This window comes from Rhizobium sp. 62_C5_N11_2 (assembly GCF_051811185.1).
In the GTDB taxonomy this organism is placed as follows: Bacteria; Pseudomonadota; Alphaproteobacteria; order Rhizobiales; family Rhizobiaceae; genus Rhizobium; species Rhizobium leguminosarum.
The window spans coordinates 2,689,584-2,711,625 of record NZ_JBPWPW010000001.1 but is presented as its reverse complement, the minus strand read 5'-3'; the positions used below and the strand labels follow the sequence as shown (position 1 = coordinate 2,711,625).

Annotated in this window: 22 protein-coding genes; 13 read left to right on the top strand and 9 right to left on the bottom strand. The window is 61.0% G+C overall.

What is annotated here, in order from left to right; genetic code table 11:
• Positions 1-36: 36 nt before the first annotated feature.
• The 3 genes from znuC to AB8B31_RS13675 are packed head-to-tail and all read left to right on the top strand — an operon-like array spanning position 37 to position 2,151.
• Complete coding sequence (znuC, locus tag AB8B31_RS13685) at positions 37-948, top strand: zinc ABC transporter ATP-binding protein ZnuC (protein ID WP_018446456.1); 912 nt, start codon at positions 37-39, stop codon at positions 946-948.
• On the top strand, positions 941-1,756 hold the full coding sequence (znuB, locus tag AB8B31_RS13680) for a zinc ABC transporter permease subunit ZnuB (protein ID WP_130653548.1): 816 nt from the start codon (positions 941-943) through the stop codon (positions 1,754-1,756). Before znuC ends, znuB begins: the two co-directional genes overlap by 8 nt.
• Positions 1,753-2,151: a Fur family transcriptional regulator gene (locus AB8B31_RS13675; protein ID WP_011652680.1), complete on the top strand. Its 399-nt coding sequence runs from the start codon at positions 1,753-1,755 to the stop codon at positions 2,149-2,151. The genes znuB and AB8B31_RS13675 overlap by 4 nt, the downstream gene beginning before the upstream one ends.
• A gap of 289 nt (positions 2,152-2,440) precedes the next feature.
• Here the strand turns inward: AB8B31_RS13675 and AB8B31_RS13670 are convergent, their stop codons facing one another.
• Entirely contained in the window at positions 2,441-3,649 is a 1,209-nt protein-coding gene (locus AB8B31_RS13670) for a hypothetical protein (protein ID WP_439007452.1), read from the bottom strand.
• 192 nt (positions 3,650-3,841) lie between these two features.
• Between AB8B31_RS13670 and AB8B31_RS13665 the strand changes: the two genes are divergently transcribed.
• The gene (locus AB8B31_RS13665) at positions 3,842-4,417 is read left to right on the top strand and encodes a transglutaminase-like cysteine peptidase (protein ID WP_130652717.1); all 576 of its coding nucleotides are present in this window, start codon (positions 3,842-3,844) and stop codon (positions 4,415-4,417) included.
• Positions 4,418-4,506: 89 nt separating this feature from the next.
• A complete protein-coding gene (locus AB8B31_RS13660; protein ID WP_130652716.1) occupies positions 4,507-4,905 on the top strand; it encodes an ester cyclase in 399 nt (132 codons plus the stop codon).
• A gap of 31 nt (positions 4,906-4,936) precedes the next feature.
• On the opposite strand, the gene AB8B31_RS13655 is transcribed toward AB8B31_RS13660, so the two are convergent.
• A complete protein-coding gene (locus AB8B31_RS13655; RefSeq protein WP_130652715.1) occupies positions 4,937-5,308 on the bottom strand; it encodes a hypothetical protein in 372 nt (123 codons plus the stop codon).
• Positions 5,309-5,639: 331 nt separating this feature from the next.
• Between AB8B31_RS13655 and AB8B31_RS13650 the strand changes: the two genes are divergently transcribed.
• Positions 5,640-6,041 carry a hypothetical protein gene (locus tag AB8B31_RS13650; RefSeq protein ID WP_032980478.1) on the top strand — a complete coding sequence of 134 codons (402 nt, stop codon included), beginning with the start codon at positions 5,640-5,642 and terminating at the stop codon, positions 6,039-6,041.
• A gap of 225 nt (positions 6,042-6,266) precedes the next feature.
• Complete coding sequence (locus AB8B31_RS13645; RefSeq protein WP_026188458.1) at positions 6,267-6,977, top strand: methyltransferase family protein; 711 nt, start codon at positions 6,267-6,269, stop codon at positions 6,975-6,977.
• Between the two features lie 51 nt (positions 6,978-7,028).
• Here the strand turns inward: AB8B31_RS13645 and AB8B31_RS13640 are convergent, their stop codons facing one another.
• Positions 7,029-7,559: a gamma carbonic anhydrase family protein gene (locus AB8B31_RS13640; protein WP_018242733.1), complete on the bottom strand. Its 531-nt coding sequence runs from the start codon at positions 7,557-7,559 to the stop codon at positions 7,029-7,031.
• 10 nt (positions 7,560-7,569) lie between these two features.
• Positions 7,570-8,265: a fumarylacetoacetate hydrolase family protein gene (locus AB8B31_RS13635; protein WP_018242732.1), complete on the bottom strand. Its 696-nt coding sequence runs from the start codon at positions 8,263-8,265 to the stop codon at positions 7,570-7,572.
• Positions 8,266-8,549: 284 nt separating this feature from the next.
• Here AB8B31_RS13635 and AB8B31_RS13630 point away from each other — a divergent pair, with 284 nt between their 5' ends.
• On the top strand, positions 8,550-9,302 hold the full coding sequence (locus AB8B31_RS13630; RefSeq protein WP_130652713.1) for a nucleotidyltransferase domain-containing protein: 753 nt from the start codon (positions 8,550-8,552) through the stop codon (positions 9,300-9,302).
• Between the two features lie 44 nt (positions 9,303-9,346).
• Positions 9,347-9,886 carry a GNAT family N-acetyltransferase gene (locus tag AB8B31_RS13625; RefSeq protein WP_018242730.1) on the top strand — a complete coding sequence of 180 codons (540 nt, stop codon included), beginning with the start codon at positions 9,347-9,349 and terminating at the stop codon, positions 9,884-9,886.
• A gap of 48 nt (positions 9,887-9,934) precedes the next feature.
• Here AB8B31_RS13625 and AB8B31_RS13620 read toward each other — a convergent pair whose 3' ends face one another.
• Entirely contained in the window at positions 9,935-11,908 is a 1,974-nt protein-coding gene (locus tag AB8B31_RS13620) for a CHASE2 domain-containing protein (RefSeq protein WP_130652712.1), read from the bottom strand.
• A complete protein-coding gene (locus AB8B31_RS13615) occupies positions 11,908-15,696 on the bottom strand; it encodes a FecR domain-containing protein (RefSeq protein ID WP_112903982.1) in 3,789 nt (1,262 codons plus the stop codon). The genes AB8B31_RS13620 and AB8B31_RS13615 overlap by 1 nt, the downstream gene beginning before the upstream one ends.
• A gap of 128 nt (positions 15,697-15,824) precedes the next feature.
• On the opposite strand from AB8B31_RS13615, the gene AB8B31_RS13610 reads away from it, so the two are divergent.
• Positions 15,825-16,364 carry a Pycsar system effector family protein gene (locus AB8B31_RS13610; RefSeq protein WP_130652711.1) on the top strand — a complete coding sequence of 180 codons (540 nt, stop codon included), beginning with the start codon at positions 15,825-15,827 and terminating at the stop codon, positions 16,362-16,364.
• Between the two features lie 102 nt (positions 16,365-16,466).
• Here AB8B31_RS13610 and AB8B31_RS13605 read toward each other — a convergent pair whose 3' ends face one another.
• Together AB8B31_RS13605 and AB8B31_RS13600 are read right to left on the bottom strand one after the other, a co-directional pair.
• Positions 16,467-16,955, bottom strand: a complete 489-nt coding sequence (locus AB8B31_RS13605) for a RidA family protein (RefSeq protein WP_130652710.1) — start codon at positions 16,953-16,955, stop codon at positions 16,467-16,469.
• A complete protein-coding gene (locus AB8B31_RS13600) occupies positions 16,949-17,674 on the bottom strand; it encodes an SDR family NAD(P)-dependent oxidoreductase (RefSeq protein WP_130652709.1) in 726 nt (241 codons plus the stop codon). The genes AB8B31_RS13605 and AB8B31_RS13600 overlap by 7 nt, the downstream gene beginning before the upstream one ends.
• Before the next feature lie 193 nt (positions 17,675-17,867).
• Here AB8B31_RS13600 and AB8B31_RS13595 point away from each other — a divergent pair, with 193 nt between their 5' ends.
• Positions 17,868-18,770 (top strand): LysR family transcriptional regulator, encoded by a 903-nt coding sequence (locus AB8B31_RS13595; protein ID WP_113544290.1) that lies wholly within the window; start codon positions 17,868-17,870, stop codon positions 18,768-18,770.
• A gap of 113 nt (positions 18,771-18,883) precedes the next feature.
• Complete coding sequence (locus tag AB8B31_RS13590) at positions 18,884-19,660, top strand: DUF1194 domain-containing protein (RefSeq protein WP_028732776.1); 777 nt, start codon at positions 18,884-18,886, stop codon at positions 19,658-19,660.
• Between the two features lie 123 nt (positions 19,661-19,783).
• Here AB8B31_RS13590 and ampC read toward each other — a convergent pair whose 3' ends face one another.
• The gene (ampC, locus tag AB8B31_RS13585; RefSeq protein ID WP_130652708.1) at positions 19,784-20,941 is read right to left on the bottom strand and encodes a class C beta-lactamase; all 1,158 of its coding nucleotides are present in this window, start codon (positions 20,939-20,941) and stop codon (positions 19,784-19,786) included.
• Between the two features lie 123 nt (positions 20,942-21,064).
• On the opposite strand from ampC, the gene AB8B31_RS13580 reads away from it, so the two are divergent.
• The gene (locus AB8B31_RS13580) at positions 21,065-21,949 is read left to right on the top strand and encodes a LysR family transcriptional regulator (RefSeq protein ID WP_130652707.1); all 885 of its coding nucleotides are present in this window, start codon (positions 21,065-21,067) and stop codon (positions 21,947-21,949) included.
• The last annotated feature ends 93 nt before the right edge of the window (positions 21,950-22,042 follow it).

The following is a 22,042-nucleotide window of genomic DNA, read 5'->3' as shown; positions in this document are numbered from 1 at the left end:
CAATAGCAGGACGCAACAGCACTTTCGGAAAATTTGATGCTCTCTCCCGCAAAGACCGCCGCTGGTATCAGGGCCGAACCGCTGGTTTCGCTTGAAAATGTCGGCATCCTGCGCAATGGCCGGTGGCTGGTGCGCGGCGTCGATTTTTCCGTCTCGCGGGGCGAAATCGTCACGCTTATCGGGCCGAACGGCTCGGGCAAGTCGACCAGTGCCAAGGCGGCGATCGGCGTGTTGAAGGCGGATGAGGGCAGGGTGGAGCGCAAGGCCGGCCTCAAGGTCGGCTACGTCCCGCAGAAGCTGTCGATCGACTGGACGCTGCCGCTTTCGGTGCGCCGGCTGATGACGCTGACAGGACCGCTGCCGGAGCGCGACATGCTCTCGGCGCTCGAATCCGCCGGCATCGCCCATATGCTCGATGCCGAGGTCCAGCACCTCTCCGGCGGGGAGTTCCAGCGGGCGCTGATGGCCCGGGCGATTGCCCGCAAGCCCGATCTGCTGGTGCTCGACGAGCCGGTGCAGGGGGTCGACTTTTCCGGAGAGATCGCGCTCTACGACCTCATCAAATCGATCCGCAATGCGACTGGCTGCGGCATCCTGCTGATCTCGCACGATCTCCACGTCGTCATGGCCGAGACCGACACGGTCATCTGCCTCAACGGCCATGTCTGCTGCCGCGGCACGCCCGAAGCCGTCAGCCGCAGCCCGGAATATGTGCAGCTGTTCGGCAGCCGGGCGGCGCAAACACTTGCCGTCTATAGCCATCACCACGATCATACGCACCTGCCGGACGGCCGCGTGCAACATGCCGACGGCACGGTGACCGATCATTGCCATCCCGATGATGGCCATCACGCGCACGAGCATGGGCATGACGGTCATGAACATGGTCACGATCATACCGACCATGCCCATCCGCACGCGCATGCAGCGGGAGAGCGCCATGCTTGACGATTTCTTCGTGCGTGCCATCCTTGCCGGCGTCGGCCTGGCGCTGACGACGGGGCCGCTCGGCTGCTTCGTCATCTGGCGGCGCATGGCCTATTTCGGCGATACGATCGCCCATTCGGCGCTGCTCGGCGTCGCACTGTCGCTGCTCTTCGAACTCAATCTGACACTGGCTGTCTTTGCCGTCGCCGCCCTCGTGTCGGTGCTGCTGCTCTTCCTGCAGAAGCGCCAGGCGCTGTCGGCCGATGCTCTCCTCGGCATCCTCTCGCATGCCACGCTGGCGATCGGCCTCGTCATGGTCGCCTTCATGAGCTGGGTGCGGATCGATCTCATTGCCTTCCTGTTCGGCGATATCCTTGCTGTTTCCACGACCGACATTGCGCTGATCTGGGGCGGCGGGCTCTTCGTGCTCGTGGCAATGGTCTGGCTCTGGCGGCCACTCTTGGCTGCGACCGTCAATGCCGAGCTCGCCGAGGCCGAGGGGCTGAAGCCGGAGCGGGCGCGGCTGTTCTTCATGCTGCTGATGGCCGTCGTCATCGCCATTGCCATGAAGATCGTCGGCATCATGCTGATCACCTCGCTGCTGATCATTCCGGCGGCTGCGGCCCGGCGCTTCTCGCCGACGCCGGAGATCATGGCGGTGCTCGCCTCGCTGATCGGGGCGGTCGCCGTCGTCGGCGGGCTGTTCGGCTCGCTTACCTACGACACGCCCTCGGGTCCCTCGATCGTGGTCGCGGCGCTGATCCTCTTCATGCTCAGCCTGCTTCCCATCAGGCGCCACCGCGCGGTCATGCAAGGACAAGGCTCATGACGACACCGCAATTGACCAAGAACCAGTCGCTGGTCTTCGACGTGCTCGAAAAGGCCGAAGGGCCGCTCAGCGCCTACACCATCCTCGACAAGCTGCGCGACCACGGTTTTCGCGCGCCCCTGCAGGTCTACCGTGCACTGGAGAAGCTGCTTGAATACGGCGTCGTGCACCGGCTCGAAAGCATCAACTCCTTCGTCGCCTGCGCCCATCCGGGCGACGACTGCCACAGCCACGGCATCGTCGCCTTCGCCATCTGCGAAAGCTGCGGCCAGGTGACGGAGTTCCACGACCATGAGGTCGACCACAGGCTGATGGAATGGGTGCGCGGGCAGAAGTTCAAGCCTGAAAAGACGACGATCGAGATCCGCGGATTGTGCGAGGCCTGCGCGGCGTAAGTTCGGCTCGTGTTCGCTAGACGATCGCCACGCGCTCGCCGAAAGGCGTGTCGTGAACTTGCGGGTGTCGATCCGATCATAGGCATGATCTGCCGCGGAAGGCTCGATGGCCGAGGACACTATTGCCTGACGGGCGGGTATTGTGATGGCCGAGCCGCCGGGTCATCCCGCTAGGCTCGCTCCTGCGTCTGGCCGCCTTCCCGATGGCGCTTGCCATACAAAGCCGACGATCCCCAAAAAGGTGAGGCCGGAGACCGGCCTCACCTTTCACGTTTTTTCGCTGATCGGCTTAGTTCGGCTTAGATCCCGAGCCGCCTTTGCCGGAACCGCCTTCGTGCGAACCGTCATTGCCGCCCTTGCTCGGACCGTCGTTGCCGCCCTTGCCAGGGCCGTCATTGCCACCCTTGCTCGGACCGTCGTTGCCGCCCTTGCCAGGGCCGTCATTGCCGCCCTTGCTCGGGCCGTCGTTGCCGCCGTTGCCAGGGCCGTCATTGCCACCCTTGCTCGGGCCGTCGTTGCCGCCCTTGCCTGGGCCGTCGTTGCCGCCATTGCCAGGGCCGTCATTGCCACCCTTGCCTGGACCGTCGTTGCCGCCATTGCCAGGGCCGTCATTGCCACCCTTGCCTGGACCGTCGTTGCCGCCATTGCCCGGACCGTCATTGCCGCCCTTGCTCGGGCCGTCGTTGCCGCCCTTGCCAGGGCCGTCATTGCCACCCTTGCTCGGGCCGTCGTTGCCGCCCTTGCCAGGGCCGTCATTGCCACCCTTGCTCGGGCCGTCGTTGCCGCCCTTGCCAGGGCCGTCATTGCCACCCTTGCCTAGGCCGTCATTGCCGCCCTTGCCAGGGCCGTCATTGCCACCCTTGCCTGGGCCGTCGTTGCCGCCCTTGCCGGGACCGTCATTGCCGCCCTTGCCGGGACCGTCATTGCCACCCTTGCCTGGGCCGTCGTTGCCGCCCTTGCCCGGACCGTCATTGCCACCCTTGCCGTGACCGTGATCTTTTCCGCCCTTGTCGTGGCCGTGATGATCGCGGTCCTTGCCGCCGTGATTGTCTTTTCCGCCGTGGCCCGGACCGTCCTTGCCGTGCCCGTGATCTTTCCCGCCCTTGCCGCCGCCGTGATGACCATGGCCCTTGCCGCCGTGATCGTCCTTTCCGCCATTGTCGCCGTCGCCGTCGCCGTCGCCACTGCCGTCGCCACTGCCACTGCCAGTGCCATTACCATTACCATTACCATTATCGCCATCATTCCCATTGCTGGCGAGGGAGCCGGTGCTGGATGTCTTCTTGCCGCCGCCAATGTTTGGGCTGCCGCGATCGTTATCGTTCGGGCTGAACCTGCTATCGGACTGAATTGCTCTGGTCGGCATGCACAGTCTGTATTCGAGTGTACCGCGAACTGCGGCCTTGCAATTGACGACTGCCGGGGCTGCCGTTGCCAAGCTGCTGCTTGCCAGAAGGGTAGCAACGGCGACGCTGAATTTCGCTGCTCTGCTGATCATTTCAATCCATCTCCCAAGGTTAACTGAATGTTAATGGGGAGAACTCTTATACTAACAATCAATTAACCCGAAGAATAGATAATGGTTAATCTGTCTCATTCGTCTAATACAGTTAAATTCGCAAGTATAAAATTTTACTAAATTTTTATTTCGCCTATGTTATCGTCTCGGAATAAATAAAAGGAATCGGCTATGAGGCGCCTCTTTTCGCTCGCTGGCTTTTTATTGATTCTTCTGCATTTTCAAGCTGTTGCGGGATCATCGCTTCCTGTGACGCGAAGCATCGGCGCACCCGTGGGATTCGCCGCAGCCTGCGCCAAGTACAAGTGGCTGTGCGGCAGGATGGCGGCGCAACAGCTGAATGATCAGGCAGGAACAGCGCTTCTTCAAAAGGTCAATCGTGCCGTAAATGGACGTATCATTCCCGCGGAAGATCGCCCGTCTTCCCGAAATAAGGATGTTTGGTCTCTGCCGGTTGCCGGCCGTGGCGACTGTGAGGACTACGCTCTCCAGAAGATGAAGGACCTGATCGAAGCTGGTTTTCCATCGAACCGGTTGGCGCTTTCCGTCGTGATTGGACCGCACGATCAAAACCATGTCGTTCTGATTGCCCGGACGGATGGCGGCGATTATGTGCTCGACAATCTGACCAGTGCCGTGAGGCTCTGGCGTACGACGGGCTATACGTTTCTGGCCACTCAGGATTTCCAATCGCGAACGGGCTGGCGCGTGACGCTTGCTGGTCCCCGCGCAGGTGAGTTCTCTTGAACTGAAAGTCTCAAGGCGGCGCGCTCGCCGCTGGCAAGTGCAGATCCTGGCGCTATCTTTGCCGCAGAGCGCAAGCCAGGGACGATCGCGTGACGAAAACCGAACTCGCGGAGATATACCGCGGCTACATCGCCTGCCTGAACAGTCAGGACTGGACCAATCTCGGGCAGTTCGTCGGCGACGATGCGGTTCATAATGGCCGCCGGCTCGGGCTGTCGGGTTACGTCGCTATGCTCGAGCGAGACTTCGATGAGATTCCCGATCTTTATTTCAAGGTGCTGATGCTCCTTGGCGATCCGCCATACATAGCCTGCCGGCTCGGCTTCGATTGCAGGCCGAAGGCAAAATTCCTCGGCCTCGATGTGAACGGCAGGCGCGTTGCCTTCAGCGAGAACGTGATCTACGAATTTCGCGGCGGCAAGATCGTCGAGGTCTGGTCGGTCATCGACAAGGCGGCGATCGAGTCCCAGCTCGCGGGCTCGAATTGATCGTGCGGACGGTTTCCGGTCTGCGTTTTGATCAGATGATGGCGACGCGCTCGCCGAAGGGTGTGTCGTCGTCGAAATTGCGAGTGCCGATCCGGTCGCTTTCGCCTGACAAGACCGGCTCTTCCGCCAGTTCGCCAGCCTCTTCCCCTTCTTCCAATGCCGCATGCCCGTGCCGCTTTTGCGGATGCGCCTCGTTTTCGACGATCAGATCCGCGTGCGGGATGAGGTCGCTTGCGGTTTCCTTTTCTGCGGCCTTCTTCGCTGCCAGTTGATCGGCCGTGATCTGCGTCTGGCGGGCAGCAACCCAGGCATTGTCGGGTTCGGAGCCGATCGAGGTGCTGGTGCCGACCTTGGTGGGTTCGGACGGGGCGGTGGCGGAGATGGGGTTGATCGCGTCGACCATGAAATTCTCCTGCGGGGACCAACTGGCGAAACAGCCGGCCGTTTCGTGGGGTGAAAAACGGCGCGGTCTTGGGGCCAGTCAGGGAGACATATCGAGCCCGCGCCGAAAAACACAAGGGGACATTGACGTGACTGCCACCTCGGACAATGACGAAATCGGTAGCAGGTCGCGGGAAATTCGACGAAGAATTGTGTGCACAAGGGGATGCTCGGCGCGTGGTTAATGTAAGAATCGGAAACACTTTGTGACTAAGTGTCTCCAAAAGCAGCGTTTTTTGACTTGCTGCGCGCGAAAACATGACGGATATTGTTTAAACGTTGAGGAAGCCGTCATGATTAGAATGATTGAAAACCCTGCCGAACTGGCTGGCGAGGATATCACCGGCAAATATATTCTCCGGAGGCTGAACTATCACTGGTTCGCTTACGGCAAGGCGGCTATCGTGACCGCCTGCAAGGGAACGATCCTGCAGCTCGAGCGGGAAGAGACGGTCTATTCCGAGCGTTGGGGCCGCCGCGCCTACACGGGCACCGGCAAGCGTTATCCCGGCGGCATCTGTCCCATTTCGGCGGTCGCCTGCGTTTGCGATACGCCCGACGACGTCAATGCCGTTATTCAACTGGATGTCGAAGCGCAGGACGAATTTTATCAGCTGATCGCCAAGGCCGAAGCCAGAGTTCAGGCTCTTGCCTCTTCATCACGAAACAGCCAGTTTCTGGAAGCTGCCGAGTAGGCGGCTCTTTACCGAATCCGCCCTGAGCCGTTATTGCGGCAACGGCAGAATTTCTCCGACATCTCGAATCCTGGATGCAAAGGCGTCGCTGCGATCAAGGCAGCTTTCGTCGCTACCCTGCCATTAGGGAGCGTTCCGTCTCCTCAATCCGGTGCGGTAGTGTTAGACTCGGGCGGCAGCCGTTGGGATGCAAACAGCTCGTTCCCGGTTGAACGGAGAGCGGTCATGACAGAGCAAGACACTCGGCCCAATCACTCGTTCGCAGCGACGGCGCCATCGCTCGGCTCGCTCGCCATCACCATTGCCGTGATGTTTGCCGCGCTATTCTGGCCGGCCGGTACGCTCGACTGGCCGCGTGGCTGGATCTTTCTGGGCCTCTTCCTTGCACTGACATGTGTCGCGATCGTCTGGATCTGGCGGACAAATCCGGAGCTGTTTGCGGCGCGCAGCCGATATCAGAAAGGCACCAGGCCCTGGGACGCGGTGGTGGCGACGCTGACAATCATTCTCTTTGCCGCCATTCTTCCGGTCGGTGCGTTCGACGATGGGCGTTTCCATTGGGCGCCGCAGCCCGGTTGGATCGTCCTCATCGGCTATCTCCTGATGACATCAGGTTATCTCGGCCTAACCTGGGCGCAATCCGTCAACCGGCATTTCGAGCCGACGGTGCGCATCCAGACCGACCGCAACCACAAGGTAATCGACACCGGACCCTACGCCGCCATCCGCCATCCCGGATACGCAACCGCTATCGTGCTCAGCATCGGCATGGCACTGTCGCTTGGATCGCTCTACGCGCTGATCCCCGCCGGCCTGCTCGTTATCGTCCTCTTCGGCCGTACGCTCGGCGAGGAAGCCGAACTGCGCAAGGGCCTCGAAGGCTATGCGGACTATATGGCGCGTGTGCGTTGGCGCTGGATTCCGGGCGTGTGGTGAACGCCTTGGCGGGCGCAAAGGGCGCCTGACCACCAGCCTCGCGTTATCCTATCAACCGATCTGCCTGAGATCGCGCGCGAAGCGTTGCCAGTTTGCGACGTAGTTTTTTGCCGAGCGGCGGATGGCTTCGATTGCCGCCTCGTCGAGCACGCGCACCGCGCGGGCAGGTGTTCCGACGATCAGGGAATTGTCGGGGAATTCCTTGCCTTCGGTCACCAGCGCATTGGCGCCGACAAGGCAGTTGTTGCCGATCTTCGCACCGTTCAGGATGGTCGCACCCATGCCGATCAGCGTGTTGTCGCCGATGGTGCAGCCGTGGAGGATGGCGTGATGGCCGATGGTGCAGTCTTTGCCTATCGTCAACGGGAAGCCCATGTCGGTATGGGCCATCACGCCTTCCTGGATGTTGGTGCCTTCGCCGACGGTAATCGGCTCGTTGTCACCGCGCAGCACGGCGCCGAACCAGATACCGACATTCTCGCCGAGCTCGATCTGGCCGATGATATTGGCGTCCGGTGCGATCCAATAGAGGCCGGCGGCGGGCAGTTTCGGCGTCGATCCGCCAAGTGCGTAGACGGGCATCGCTTTCTCCTCAGACGACCTCGACCGATAGGGTGGCGACGCCGTCGATGCCGCAGTTGATGCGATCGCCCCTGGCCACCGCGCCGACGCCGGCGGGCGTGCCGGTCATGATGATATCGCCTGGTGCGAGGGTGAAGAGCTTCGACAGTTCTGCGATGATCTCCGGCACCTTCCAGATCATCTGGTTGAGATCGCCGTCCTGCACGCGCTTGCCGTTCTGTTCCAGCCAGATCTTGCCTTCGGCGGGGTGGCCGAGGCGGCTTGCCGGAATGATCGACGAGACGGGGGCGGAATGTTCGAAGGCCTTGCCGACTTCCCAGGGACGGCCGAGCTTCTTTGCCTCGCCCTGTAGGTCGCGGCGGGTGAAATCGATGCCGACGGCATAGCCGTAGATGCAGTCGAGCGCGTCGGCGGCCTCGATGTTCGCGCCACCCGATTTCAGCGCCAGCACGCACTCGACCTCGTAATGCACGTCGTTCGACAGCGGCGGATAGGGAAAGGCCTTGCCCGCCGGCAGCAGGTTGTCGGCATTCTTCTGGAAGAAGAAGGGCGGCTCGCGGCTGGGATCATGGCCCATCTCGAGCGCATGGTCGGCATAGTTACGCCCAACGCAATAGACGCGGCGCACCGGAAAACGCTCGGCGCTGCCCTCGACCGGCAGCAGCACCGGTTGCGGAAGCGGGATAACGGTGACGGGATCGGACATTGGCGGGTTCTTCCTGTTTACGAGTCTTGCGCCATCTTAGACGGAAAACATCGCGCCGGGAAAGCCGTCCTTGGCGTCCGGCTTCGGTGCATTGACGCTCTCACGGTGGCGGGTTAACCTTAGCCATGAGCAGGATTTTTGCAATTTCGACGACGTCTACGACCACCGCGCCGCGGTGGGTGGTAGACGCGTGAACTGAATTCCGTTCATCGCTGCTAAGACCAACCCGCCGGAGACGAGCGGGTTTTTTGTTCCCGCCCGTGTCCGCATTCGAGGACGAGATCGTGGACGATATCCAGAAGCATATTCTTGCGGAGCGGGCGCTGGCCGCTGCCCGCAACTGTGTCGCCAGCCGCTTTGCCGGGGCTGCTTTCACTTATGTAGCCGGCTCCCTCATGCGCGGCGAAGGGACCGCCTTTTCGGATATCGATCTGGTCGTCGTGTTCCCGTCTCTCGAAAGAGCCTGGCGGGAATCGTTCACTGAGGACGCTTTCCCGGTCGAGGCCTTCGTCCATGATCCGCAGACGCTGGCGCATTATCTCCATCAGGATGCCGACAGCGGCTATCCGATCATGGTCAACATGGTCGCGACGGGCTGTATAATGGGATCGGATATCGACAGCGCGCGCGTCATCCAGGCAAAGGCGGCAAGGATGCTTGCGGCGGGGCCGAAACCTCTTGCCGGGGTAGATTACGACTTGCTGCGCTATCAGGTCACCGATCTGGCCGACGACCTGCGCGGAACGCGCCCGCCCGAAGAGATCGCCGCCATCGCCGCGCTGCTCTATCAGAAGCTCGCCGACCTGATCCTCCTCGGGCGTGGCGCGTGGTCTGGCCGGGGAAAGTGGGCGCCGCGTCTGATGAGAGAGCTCGACGCGCAATTGGCGGCCGAATTCGACATGGCATTCGGGCTGGCGGCAGCGGGTGACGGCGCTCGATTCCTGGCTTTGGCCGACCGAGAGCTTGCCGTGCATGGTGGCCGCTATTTCGAGGGATTCAGGCAGAACGCGCCGCTGGAAGCGCGCCGCCTGGAATAGTTTGGTATCGGTCACATTGCCGCGTTTTGAAAATTGGATGGAAGATGCTTGAGTATGAATTCAAGGGTGCCTTGCCGTCGGCGGTAAGGCGTACCGCCAGATTGCGTCTCAGAATTCCCGTGGAAGGGGATATCGATTTCCTGACCCGACTTTTTTCGCAGCCGGAATTGGTCGCGCACCGACCGGTACCACGGCCGGACTCGCGCGAGGAAAGTGCAGCGCGGCTTGCGCGCGACATCGGGCATTGGAAAGATCACGGGTTTGGGCGCTGGGCCGTCGAGGCGAACGGTGCGCTGATCGGTTTCGGCGGCGTAACCCTTTCCAAGGAATTCGACGGCCTCAATCTTTCCTATCATCTGCAACCCGAAAGCTGGGGGCAGGGGTATGCCACGGAATTGGTCAGGGAAGCCCTGGTGTTTGCCTTTGATGATCTGCATGGGGAGCGGGTGATCGGATTGGTTCGTACCGCCAATGCCGCTTCAAGACGTATTCTTGAGAAGTGTGGCTTCAACTTCGAGCGGGAGGTGATGCTGCATGGCGCGCCAACCAACATGTACGCCTTTGGCAAAACGAGCGGCTTATGAACGAACATCCGTGCGCAATTATCAGGCGTGACGAGACGTCGCCGCCGGTCATTCCTCGCCGGATTCAGCCAGCGCATCGCGGACGATCGCGTAATAGGGGGCAAGCTCGGGGATATCGGCGGCCAGCCTGTCGAAGGCGGAGTCGGATGGCGCAAGGGTGCCGGCGTATTTCGCTTGCGTGAAGGCCCGATGGGCGGCAAGGGCTTCGGCCTCGGCCTTGTGCACGACGGTATAGACAGGCGAGGGGACAGTGCGGCCTTTGACGATGATGCGATCGAGCTCGACGACGGTGTGGGTGCCGGCGACCAGCCTTGCGGTCTCCTCGCCGAGCAGCAGTGCTACGCCATAATTCTTCGAGGCGCCTTCGAGGCGGGAGGCGAGGTTGACGCTGTCGCCGAGGCAGGAATAGTCGAAGCGGCGGGTCGAGCCCATGTTGCCGACGATGCATTCGCCGGTGTTGATGCCGACGCCCATCTTCAGCACGTGCGGCTTGCCGCCGCGCGCCGCCGCCTCCCGTTCCAGCTCACGGTTCAGGCTCGATATCGCCGCCTGCATGGCGAGCGAGGCGGTGACCGCGTGGAGCGCATGGTCGGGATCGTCGAGCGGGGCGTTCCAGAAGGCCATGATGCAGTCGCCCATATATTTGTCGATCGTGCCGCCATGATCCATCACGACGTCGGAAAGCGGCGTCAGCAGCCGGTTGATCAGGCCGGTCAGTTGCTCCGGATCGTCCTTCAGCGTCTCGGCGATGGTTGTGAACCCACGCACATCCGAAAACAGCACGGAGAGCGTGCGCCGCTCGCCGCCAAGCTTCAACTGCGAGGGATCGTTCGACAGGCGCCGGACCAGATCGGGCGAGATATATTGGGCGAAGGCGCGGATGATCTGCCGCTTGTTGCGGCGCTCCTCGGCATAATCGAAGGCGGCCTGGCCGAAGGCGACCGAGACATAGGCAACGACTGGCCCGAGTGGCGAGACGAAGACATGGGCAAAGCGGATACCCGCAAAACTCGCCGCTGCGAAGGCAAGCACTGCCGCGGCGCTGGCGACGATCGTCAACCATCCCGTCGAGCGCCAGACGGTGGCGGCGGCAAGCAGCACGGTGATCAGGATGCAGGCGGCGACCAGCGGCAGGCGGGCTTCCGCGATCGACAGGCCACGACGGATATTGTCGTAGATCGTCGCCTGGATCTCGACACCGGAGACCAGCTTGCCGGTGTGAACGGTATAGGGCGTGGCAAAGGCATCGACGCCACCCTTGTCGATGGCAGGCGCATTCTGCAGGCTGAGGCCGACCAGCACCACGCGGCCCTTGAAATAATCCGGTGGCAGCAGGTTCTCAGGGTCTAGCGCCTGGTAGTAGGAGACGGTGGGATAGCTGCGGGCCGGGCCGAAGGATTGGATGAGTCGGCCGGCCGACAACACCTCGGCCGGACCTCCGGACGCCTTTGCCAGCATAGCGGCGAAGCCGTCCTTATAGCCGGGAATACGCCGGAACGTGCCGTCGCCGCTGAGATCGATCGAGGCAATGCCGGTCACAGCACCCGCTTCGGTCAGTTGCGGCAGCGGCGTCGCGCGGATCAGCTGCGAAGCCTGTGGCGTCTCGATTAGTGTTTCGTCGCCGGCGAGCACGACATCGGGGCCGACGGCCTTGGTGATCGCATCGTCGTTGTAGGGGTTCGAGGGTTCGGCCATGATGATGTCGAGGCCGATGACACGGGCGCCGGCCGCGCGTAACTGCCTGATGAGTTCGGCATGCAGGCTGCGCGGCCAGGGCCATTGCGCATTGATATCGGCAAGCGAAGGTTCGTCGATCGCGACGATGACAGGCCCGCCTTGCGGTGGGCGTGGATCGTCGACGGTCGAGAGATAGTCGAAGCTTCTGAGTTCCAGCAACGACCATGCCGGCAGGCGCGACAGCAGCGAGATGGTGACGAGGGTGGCGAGCGCCAGCACCAGCAGCCTGAGATGACGGCTTTCAGCTTGCCCGCCGGCCGGCCGAGGCTTGCCTCGCACCGGCATCAGAAGCGGACTTTGAGCGTGCCCTTGAAGGCGCGGCCCCAGCCGGGCACGCCGGGCGTGAGCTCGAAATCCTCATCGAGCAGGTTATAGGCGGCCGCTTCCAGCGCGATGCGTTTGTCCAGGGGTTCCCAGATCAGGTGGGCATCGAGACTCCAATAGTCGTCGAGTTTCGTGCCGAGGTCGTCACCATCGCGCTCGCCGACATAATTGGCCGCCACAGTCGCCTTGACCTTGGCCTCATTGACCCAGGTCAGCGCGATCTGGCCAGAGTTGCGGGGAATGAACGGCAGCGAGCCGCCGTAGTTCGGCTCCAGCGGGTCCTTGTTCTCCGATTCCATGTAGGCATAAGTGGCGGAAAGGCCGAAACCATAGCCGAGCGCGACGTTGGCAGTCACGGCGGCGCGGTCGACGCTGCCGCGCGACAGCGGCAGGCTGTCGGCCGCCGGAAGCGAGATCAGCGGAAAGTCGATCGAGAAATCATGCAATTCCTGGTGCTGGTATTCGACCGAGGTGAAAAAACGATCGGTCCACTCGGCATCCCATTGCAGCGCGACCGTATCGCTATAACCTTCGATACCGACCGAGAACTGGTTCGGCTGCAGGCCGAGGATGCCGATCGGAGCGAGGGTGGGAACGCCGGTATCGACGCTCTGACGCATGAAGGCGGCGCGCAGCCAGTGGTTCTGAACGGGCGACCAGGCAAGGCCGAAGCGCGGCTCCAGCCGGCTGACATCGACGCCGTCGCCTGACATGTGCGTGCCGAACAGCGCATATTCGCCCTTCAGATCAGGCGCGATCTCGTGCAGCACGTCGACATAGGCGCGGGCGATATCGACGCGATTGTCGGCCTCCGTGGGGCCAAGCGTCGTGCCGTCGAGGAAGCCCGGAACGATATCCTCGATGTGCAGGAAGCTGCTGTTGTGGGCATCGATCCAGCCGCCCTCGATGCCGTAGCGGAAGGTCAGCGGTCCCGCCCCAATGTCGTGATTGAGGGCTGCGACATAGGTCTTCGAGCTCTGGTCCTGGCTGATCTGCGCGAAAGGGCGGATATCGGTGCCGGGACCGCCAAGGAACGGCACAGTCTCCCAATCGAACGCCAGTTCGTCGGTGGTCTTCGTTCGCGTGCCGGAATAGAGCAGCGCTGCATTCAGCACGTTTTCGTAGCCAAATGTGTGGCTCCAACCGATGCCGGCATTGGTCGCCGTAATGATGTCGCGCCGGGTCTGATAAAGCGGCAATTCGTCGGGCACACGCGGGATGCCGAAAAAGGGGACGAGGATGGGATCGAACAGCCCGTCGTTCAAAATGGTCGACAGCTGGGAATTGCTGCTCAAGGTATCGAGGTCGAAATCGCGTTTGGCGCCGTTGAAATAGGCGACGACACGATCATCAGGGGTGATCGTCGCTGTGAGATAACCGTTGCCGCTCAGGATCTTGTTCTCGGTGGAGAAGCCGCCGAAATCCGTATAGTCGCCATCGCGGGCGATCTCCTCCCAGTTCAGGTTGCCGTAGAAGCTGAGCGGGATGGTCTCGTTAGAGAAGCCCTGGATCTCGGCCTCACCGATGCGCCTCGTATGGCCATCGACGCTGTTGATGCCGCCGCCGAGTGAACCTTCGATGAAGGGGGTGCGCAGAAGCGTTGCCGAGCGCGAACGGCCCGACAGCATGTGCGGATCGAGCAGCAGTCCCTGGAACAGCGAGGAGAAGCTCGACGTGTTGACGCGATACTGGCTGATGTTGTCGTCGCCGAAATCGGTCGCATTATTGAAGGGGAAGATGCTGCCCTTGATCGACTGGTCGGTATAGCCGCTGCCTTCGAAGGGACTGAAGACGGCATCGCCATAATAACGGCCCCACGCGTCTAGGCCCTGCAGGCGGAAGGCGTTGTTCAGCGTCGAGCCGGCATCCTGGTTGGCGCCGAGCGCGCTGTAGTCGCCGCCGCGCGCCCTGGAGCGGCGGAGAAATTCCTGGGCGTTGCGGATCGCGCCGTCCGCGTCGTAGTCGTCGATGTCGACGGCGGTGCGGAAGGAGGAGATGACGGGATCGTTCTTGTCGAGCCTGTCAGCATTGTCGACCGCCTGTGCGGAGGGGATGCGGTCACCCTTTTCGTAATGGGCGGCGGCGAGCATCAACTGTGACTGCGAATGCGCCGGATTGGCGGTGCTGGCTGCCAGCAGGTCCGCCAGCGCCTTGTCGCGTTCGCCGGTCTGCAGGTAGTAGCGGCCGCGGGCGAGGAGAGCGATGTCGTAGGATGGATCGACCGCGAGCGCCGCATCGATCTCGCGCTTGGCATCCTTCATCCTGGACTGGTCGAGATAGAGAATGGCAAGATTACCGTGGGGAACCGGGTCCTGCGGATCGAGCGCGATCGCCTTCAGGAAGGCCGCCTCGGCCTCGCCATTGGCGTCGCGGGCGCTCTGCAGCAGGCCCATCGAGTTCAACGATCCCGACGCCCCCGGCGCAAGCTCGATGGCGCGGTTCAGATCGGCCAGGGCGCCGTCGATATCGCTTTCGTAGCTCGCCTTGTAAGACGCACGCGCGGCAAGGGCGATCGGATGGTTCGGATCGAGCGAGAGGGCGCGGTTCACCGCCTCCTGCATCTGGGCGCGGTCATCGATCAGCTGCGCCAGCTGGGCGCGGATCGCGGGCAGGGTGGGATCGTCGGGAAAACGCTTCTCGGCGTCCCTGATCACATCGACAGCGGCGCGCGGGTTTTGCAGAAAGCCGGCGGTGTAGGCCTGCATGATCGCGCCATAGGGGCCGACAGCTGATGACGGCGGCTTTTCGACATGGGCGGGATCGGCAAGCGAACGGGCGAAATAGCCGCCATATTGCGCCATGTTCCGGCGGTTGGCGTCGAGATGCGGCAGTGCTGCCGCAAATAGCCTTGCGGCTTCGTCGTAGCGTTTTTCGGAGCCGGCGATCGTGGCATCGATCAGGTCGACGCGGGCCTTCTGGGCGGTCGTCAGCTTACGGCCCCGAACTTCCTGAAGCGTGGCGGCTGCAACCTGCCGGCCATCGAAGGCGCTCTGCACTTCTGCAAGCTCCAGCCAGTCCTCGGTGGTGCGACGCTCCGGCGGCAAAGCCAGCAGCCGGCGGCGCTCGTCGGCCATGCGGCCTGCCGGCAGCGGCGAGGTCGGCATCAGCCCGAAGCCGTCACGCAGGTTCAGGTAGAACAGCATCTGCTCGCGATCGTCGGGTGTGACGATGACGAGCTTGCGCGGCGCCTGGCCGATCGTGGCGACCGCTCCTTCCCCCTCGTTCACCTCGACGCTGCCCTGCGGGTTGGTGAGCGCGACGCGGCCTTCGAGCACGATCATCGAGGTCTTGGCGCCCTCGACGGTCATCGTCCAGTCGGTGCCGCGGATGGCGGCTGCTGCCGCCGGCGTTTCCACGGTCAGGCCCTGGCCACCGCGCTCGGCGCGCGCCCAGATCGTTCCCGATTGCAGCTCCAGCGTCGTGTCGCCACTCGCGGCCATCTTCTTGACCTGCAGCGAGGAATTGCGGCCGAGACGGACCTGGGTGTGATCGGAAAAGACGATGGCGAGCTGGCCGTTGGCATTGGTGCGCAGCACGTCGCCAGTCAGGAGATCCTGATTGATGTCGACGACACGCCAGTTCGACACGTCGATGAAGCGGACCTCCTCGCCGGTCTTGCGGGCGATGACGGATCCGGCAACCGGTGTTGCACGCTGAACAGGGTCGGCCGCCGCCGGCGGCGAAAAGCCTGGCAAGACGAGCGCAAGCGCCACCCCGGCGCGACAGATGTTTTTCCAGCGACCCAGCATGACCCAACCCCAACTCCCACATCCCCTTTGTCCATGTAGAAAAGAAAAGTCAAGCGCATTGCACACGTGTTCTTGAATTCGCCGTGCAGTGTAATATCAGGGAAACACTTTGTAGCTGGAGTATTCAGGTGAGCGATTTCGAAAATGCAACTGATCTTATGCTGAGCGCGCCGTCGAGCGGTGATATCAGTTCCGAGTATTTCGACCATATCAAGAAAATCAACGACATATTCTACGACCAGGTCAAGATATCTGACCAGAAGGCTGCCTATATCTTTACTTTCATGCTAGCCTTCCTGGTGAGTTCGAGCGAGGTGAGGGCAGTCTTCAGCCCGGCACGCTACGCGAGCGGGGCGCCAGGGAGCATGCTGTTGTCGGGCCTGCTTGCTGCAGCCTCGGTCTTTTCCATCCTTTCGGCGATCCTCGTCGTGTTGCCGCGCCGTTTGGACAGCTCGACCTCGCTGTTCTGGGGCGCCTGGCAGAACCACCGCGACCCGTTCTTCGAGGCGGCACTGAGGCGCGACGAACGCTATCTCTTCGACCAGTATCTCGAAAACGCCAACATCCTCTCCGCCATCGCCCGCAGCAAATATCGTTGCGTTACCTTCGCGTTCCGCGGGCTGATGGTGAGTGTGATCGCTTACGTGCTGCTGTTGGTGGCGGTGTGAGCGCAACATGGCTCAAGAGAGCCTCGCCCTGAGGTGGCCCGGAGGGGCCTCGAAGGGCGAGGCATGCTTTCGCCGGGCACGCAGAAACGTGCCCGGCTACTTTCAATCCTCGACTTCGAGGATGAGTTCAAGTTCGATCGGCAGGCCGAGGGGCAGGCTGGCGACGCCGAGCACGACACGGCCTGAGAGTTTTTCCTCGCCGAAGACCGCAAGCAGCATTTCGGATGCTCCGTCCGCAACCTTCGGATGGTCGCGGAAATCGCCTTCGGTCGCGATATAGACGCCCAGCTTGACGACCCTAACGACCCTGTCCAGTGAACCGAGATAGTCCCTGGCGGCGGCGAGCGCGCTGAGCGTTGCCGTTTCGGCCGCCTTCTTGCCGCCTTCGGCCGTCAGAGCACCGCCGACGCGGCCGATATAGCGCGGCTCATGGCCGACGACCGGCAGCATCCCGCTGAAGAAGACCAGGTTACCGGTCCTTATCGCTTCGACATAGGCCCCAAAGGGTGTCGGCGGCGGGGGAAGCGTGATGCCGAGTTTCTGCAGCCGCCGTTCCGCGCCGGCTACCTGCGTTTTCGCATGGTCTACCATCTGCCCAGATGTGCGCCGCCGTCGACGTGCAGCACCTCCCCGGTTACGCGCGGCGCTTCGGTGAGGAAGACGACTGCGTCGGCGATCTCCTCGACGTTCGATATGCCTGCCATCGGCGACAACGTCTTCAGGAAATCCTTCGGATTGTCCTTGTGCAGCGGCGTGTCCACCACACCGGGAGCTACAATATTGAAGCGAATTCCTTCGTTCGCATATTCCATCGCCAGGTTCTTGGAGATGGCGTTGATACCGCCCTTTGTCATCATCGACACCGAAGCGGAGAAACCGGCGATCGGATGATCGGTCAATGGCGTGGTGATGCTGACGACGCTGCCGCCCGTTTTCTGTGTGAGCATCTGCCTGACGACCAGTTGGGTCAGGTGGATGAAGCCCTCGAGATTGGTCGAGGACAATTTTTTGAAGTCGGCCATGGTGAAATCGACGAACGGCTTGGCCAGGAAAATGCCGGCATTGTTGACGAGGCCGTCGATCGAGCCGAACCGGTCGATTGCGGTCCTTGCCACCAGCGCGGCGGTTTCGGCATCGCCAATGTCACCGTCGACGAGCGCCAGCTTGTCGGAGGCTTGGAAGGCGTTCGAAGTGCTGACCTGGCGCGAGGTGGCGACCACATTATAGCCGCGCTCGATGAAGGCGTTAACGAGGCCGGCTCCGATACCCTGCGAGGCGCCCGTGACGATGACTGTTTTTTTCGTAGTCATGCTGATCTCCATAAACTGGTTTGGGCAACGCGGGCCTTGCATTTGCGAAGGCCGGGTCGCTCGAGATGGGGCTGCTGCGAATGCGCCTCCATCGGGTTGTCTTGTTTTCGCAAGGTGAATATGGCGAAAACTCCATTACCCGATTAGATGGAAATGTCTGGATTCTCTTTTGCATCCATGCAAAAATCTAGCGATGGCTGATCTGAACGATATCGCAGTCTTCGTGAAGGTGGCGCAGTACGGCAGCTTCAGCCGTGCTGCCCATTCCCTCGGCATGCCGGTATCGACGGTCAGCCGGAAGGTGACGTCGCTGGAGGAGCAGCTCGGCGTGACGCTGCTGCAGCGGACGACCCGCAAACTGAGCCTGACCGCCCAGGGCCGGGCCTATTACAACAGGTGCAGTGAACCGCTCGCCCATCTCCTCGACGCCGAGCAGGTACTCACCGAGACACAGAGAAAACCGGAGGGTTTGCTGAAGATCTCCGTGCCTGTCATCTTCGGACAGGAGGTCTTTTACGAATTCGTCTCGGCCTTCCTGAAGGCATATCCGAAGATCCAGGTCGATCTCTTCGTCACCAACCTGTTCCTCGATCTGATCGCGGAGAACATCGACCTCGGCATCCGTTTCGGCGAACTCAAGGATTCGACCATCGTCGCGCAGCGGCTCGGGAAGAGTGTGCGCTATCTGGTCGCTGCGCCCGAGTATCTGAAGGGCAGGGTGCTTCCCTTGAAGCCCGAAGACCTGAAGGACCATCAGTGCATTCTGTTGAACGGCCGCAACGGCGAAGCGGAATGGGATCTCGTGAACGGGCGCAAAACTGTTCGCCTGCATGTGTCGGGGCCGGTATCGAGCCGGGATTTCGATGCGGTGAGCGCCTTCACCTATCGCGGACACGGCATCGGCCTGCTGCCTTCGACCTATTGCGACGAACAGATCAGAAGTGGCGAACTCATCCGCCTGCTGCCAGACTGGTCGTCCGAGGAAATTTTCGTGCACGCCGTCTATCCCACGCGCCGCTTCCTGCCTTCCCGATTGCAGGTCTTTCTCGATGCGCTGAAGGCATGGAAGACCCCCTTGTGGCTTCCCTTGCATTGAAGGCCTTCCGCTCCATCACCGAAAATTGAAGCCGTGCGCGTGGGCGAGCGTCCTGCGTCGGCCAAGCTGTGTTAGAGTTTGCTGGCTTGGATGGCGCAGGGATTGGATTACCAATGCTGACGACACTTGCGGTGCTTATGGGGCTGACAGGCATTACCCCGGCCGCGCAGGCGGGGGGAAGCGAGGTCGACGTGACGCTGGTGCTCGCCGTCGACACCTCGCGGTCGATGGATTTCGAGGAGATCGGCATCCAGCGCGAGGGCTATGTCGAGGCGCTCAAGCACAAGGAATTCATCGACGCGGTGAAGGGCGGGCTGACCGGCCGCATTGCCATCAGCTATTTCGAATGGGCAGGCTATGTCGTCCAGGATTCCGTGATCGACTGGCAGGTGATCGAGACGGAAGAGGATGCGATCGCGTTTGCCGACAAGCTCGAAGCCAGGCCGATTGCCACGCAGCGGCGCACATCGATCTCCACCGCGATCGCCCAGGGCGCCAGCATGATCGTTTCCAGTCCCTTTCAGTCCAGGCGACAGGTGATCGATGTCTCCGGCGACGGGCCGAACAACTCAGGCGATCCCGTCACCCCCGCCCGCGACAAGGCGGTGGAAGCGGGCATGATCATCAACGGCCTGGCCATCATGCTGCGACCCTCCGATGCGCCGAACGGGCTCGACAAATATTATGCGGATTGCGTGATCGGCGGCCCCGGCGCCTTCGTGCTGCCGGTCCGCAAGATCGAGGATTTCGCCGTTGCCGTGCGCCGCAAGCTGGTGCTGGAGATCAGCGACCTTTCCCGGCCGGCGACGGTGCAGAAGATCGCTGGCGCTGAGGCGGGCACTGACTGCCTGATCGGTGAGAAGCAGTGGCGGGACATCTTCGACCGCTGATGCCAGAACAGGATGATTTTAAGCCGGGTCGGCCTAAAATCTCAATCCTGTCCTGAATTACATAGTTAGAGCATGATGTCGTCCGAAAACCGCGCACACTTTTCGGCATCATGCTCTACCGGGTTAGCGCGCGGAAATTATATCCGTCAGTATTTGGTAAGCGGCAGAGACTCGATCCTCGTTGGGATAGTTTTTATTGGCCAAGATGACGATGCCAACTCGCTCTTTCGGGATAAACGAGACATAGGCGCCGAAACCATTCGTTGAGCCGGTCTTATTGATCCATACATCGTCGCGCGGTTCCATTGCGGGCATCAGTTGCTTGACGGGAATGGTTTTCAGCATCGCGCTGGAATTGTTGTCCATCAACGTCGTCAGCGTCGCGGGATAAGAATACTGCTCCCAAATAAGGTCTTGGGTCATTGCGCCGACATCGAAGTATTCCCTATGCGTATTCGTGATCGCCTGCCGGAGCTTTTCGTCCAGGTCGACGAGGCCCATGTTCGCGTCGATGAACCGGATCATGTCGCTTGCTGTGGATTTCACTCCATAGGCCTCGGATGAAAGAATGGCAGGTGTCATACGAACCGGCTCACCGCTTCGCTTGTAACCTTGGGCATAGTCGGCCATCCGCGATTTCGGCACATCGATAAACGTGCTTTTCAATCCAAGGGAGGGAAACAGTTTGCCTTCCATCAAGGCGACGAAACCATCGTCCATGCTTTTCGCCGTTATATAGCCAAGCATCCCGATGCTTGGATTGGCGTAAGTTCGATGGGTTCCAGCCTCGTATGAAGGATGCCAGGCTTCAAAATAGTCCATCAGTTGTTTTTCGGTTTTGACGTCATCAGGAATTTGCAGCGGAAATCCGCCAGCCGTGTGCGTGCCCAAATTCATCAGCGCGACATCGCCGAAGGGGCTTCCCTTCATCGATGGAAGATATTTGCTTGCCTTGTCCGACAGCGAAAGTCGGCCGGTCACCTCAGCGTAGGATGTGAGGGTCACTGTAAACGTTTTGCTGATTGACCCGAGTTCGAACATGGTGGCCGCAGTGACGGGCTTGTCGGTGTCCTTCGACACGACGCCGTAGTTGAAGATGTGGTCCTCTCCGTCAACGGTAATGGCAACGGCCATGCCCGGGATGCCGTATTTATCCATGATCGGTTTGATCGCGTTGTCCGAGATGGCTTGCAGTTTCATCTCGTCAGCCGCAAAGCCATTTGAGGAAATGCATGTCGCGACCAGGGCGGCTGATAGAATTCCTATCCAATCAAGCTTCATTTTTTCATCCTCCAGACGCGGTTCAATCAGCGCAAAGGCGCATGAGGACGGCATTTAATGGCACTGTTTTGCGGCAGCAAACGATGATATCTCGGAGGAGATACAAGAAAATCTAGGGCTAAGATGGTTCGGCAATTCCTCCCTTTGAATGGCTTGAGAGCCTTCGAAGCTTCGGCGAGACATCTCAGCTTCACCCGCGCCGCAATCGAACTTTGCGTTACTCAGGCCGCCGTAAGCCAGCAGGTCAAAAGCCTGGAGAAGCGATTGGGCGTTGCGCTTTTCCAGCGCCTCCCAAAGGGTTTGAAAATCACCGCGGAAGGTGAAGCTCTTTTGCCAACGTTGACCAATTCCTTCGATCAAATGGCAATCACGCTGGACAGGATTGAAGCCGGGCAAGTTCGGGAATTGCTGTTTTTGGGCGTGGTTGGAACCTTTGCTGTCGGCTGGTTATTGCCAAGGTTTCCGGATTTTCAACAGCAGCATCCATTCATCGACGTGCGCATTTCGACAAACAATAATCGCGTCGATATGGCCGCTGAGGGGCTGCATTTTGCCATTCGCTTCGGCAGCGGCTCCTGGCACGGCACAGAAGCACTGCGTCTGTTCGACGCTCCGCTTTCGCCTCTGTGCACCCCCAGACTGGCAGACCGTTTAAGATCGCCCGCAGATCTCGCCGAAGCGACGCTTTTGCGGAGCTATAGGGCCGACGAGTGGAGTACCTGGTTCGAGGCCGCGGATGTTCCGCCGGCGGCACAGGTCAACGCAGGGATCGTTTTTGACTCTTCCCTCGCCATGATGGAGGCGGCCATGCAAGGATTGGGAATTGCTCTGGCGCCGCCGTCGATGTTTTCCAGGCATCTGTCATCAGGGGCTATATTACAACCTTTTCCCACGACCATATCATTGGGCAGCTATTGGCTGACTCGACTTCAATCAAGGCCGCCAACGGCAGCCATGCTCGCATTTTCCGATTGGATAACGTCGCAGATCTCTTCCGCATCTCAATGACAGCTTCTGGCGGATCGCGATCCTCGACCTGACGAGGCATAGACACGATAAAACATTTCGGTATGGCGCGCGCCATACCGAAATGCCCTTGCT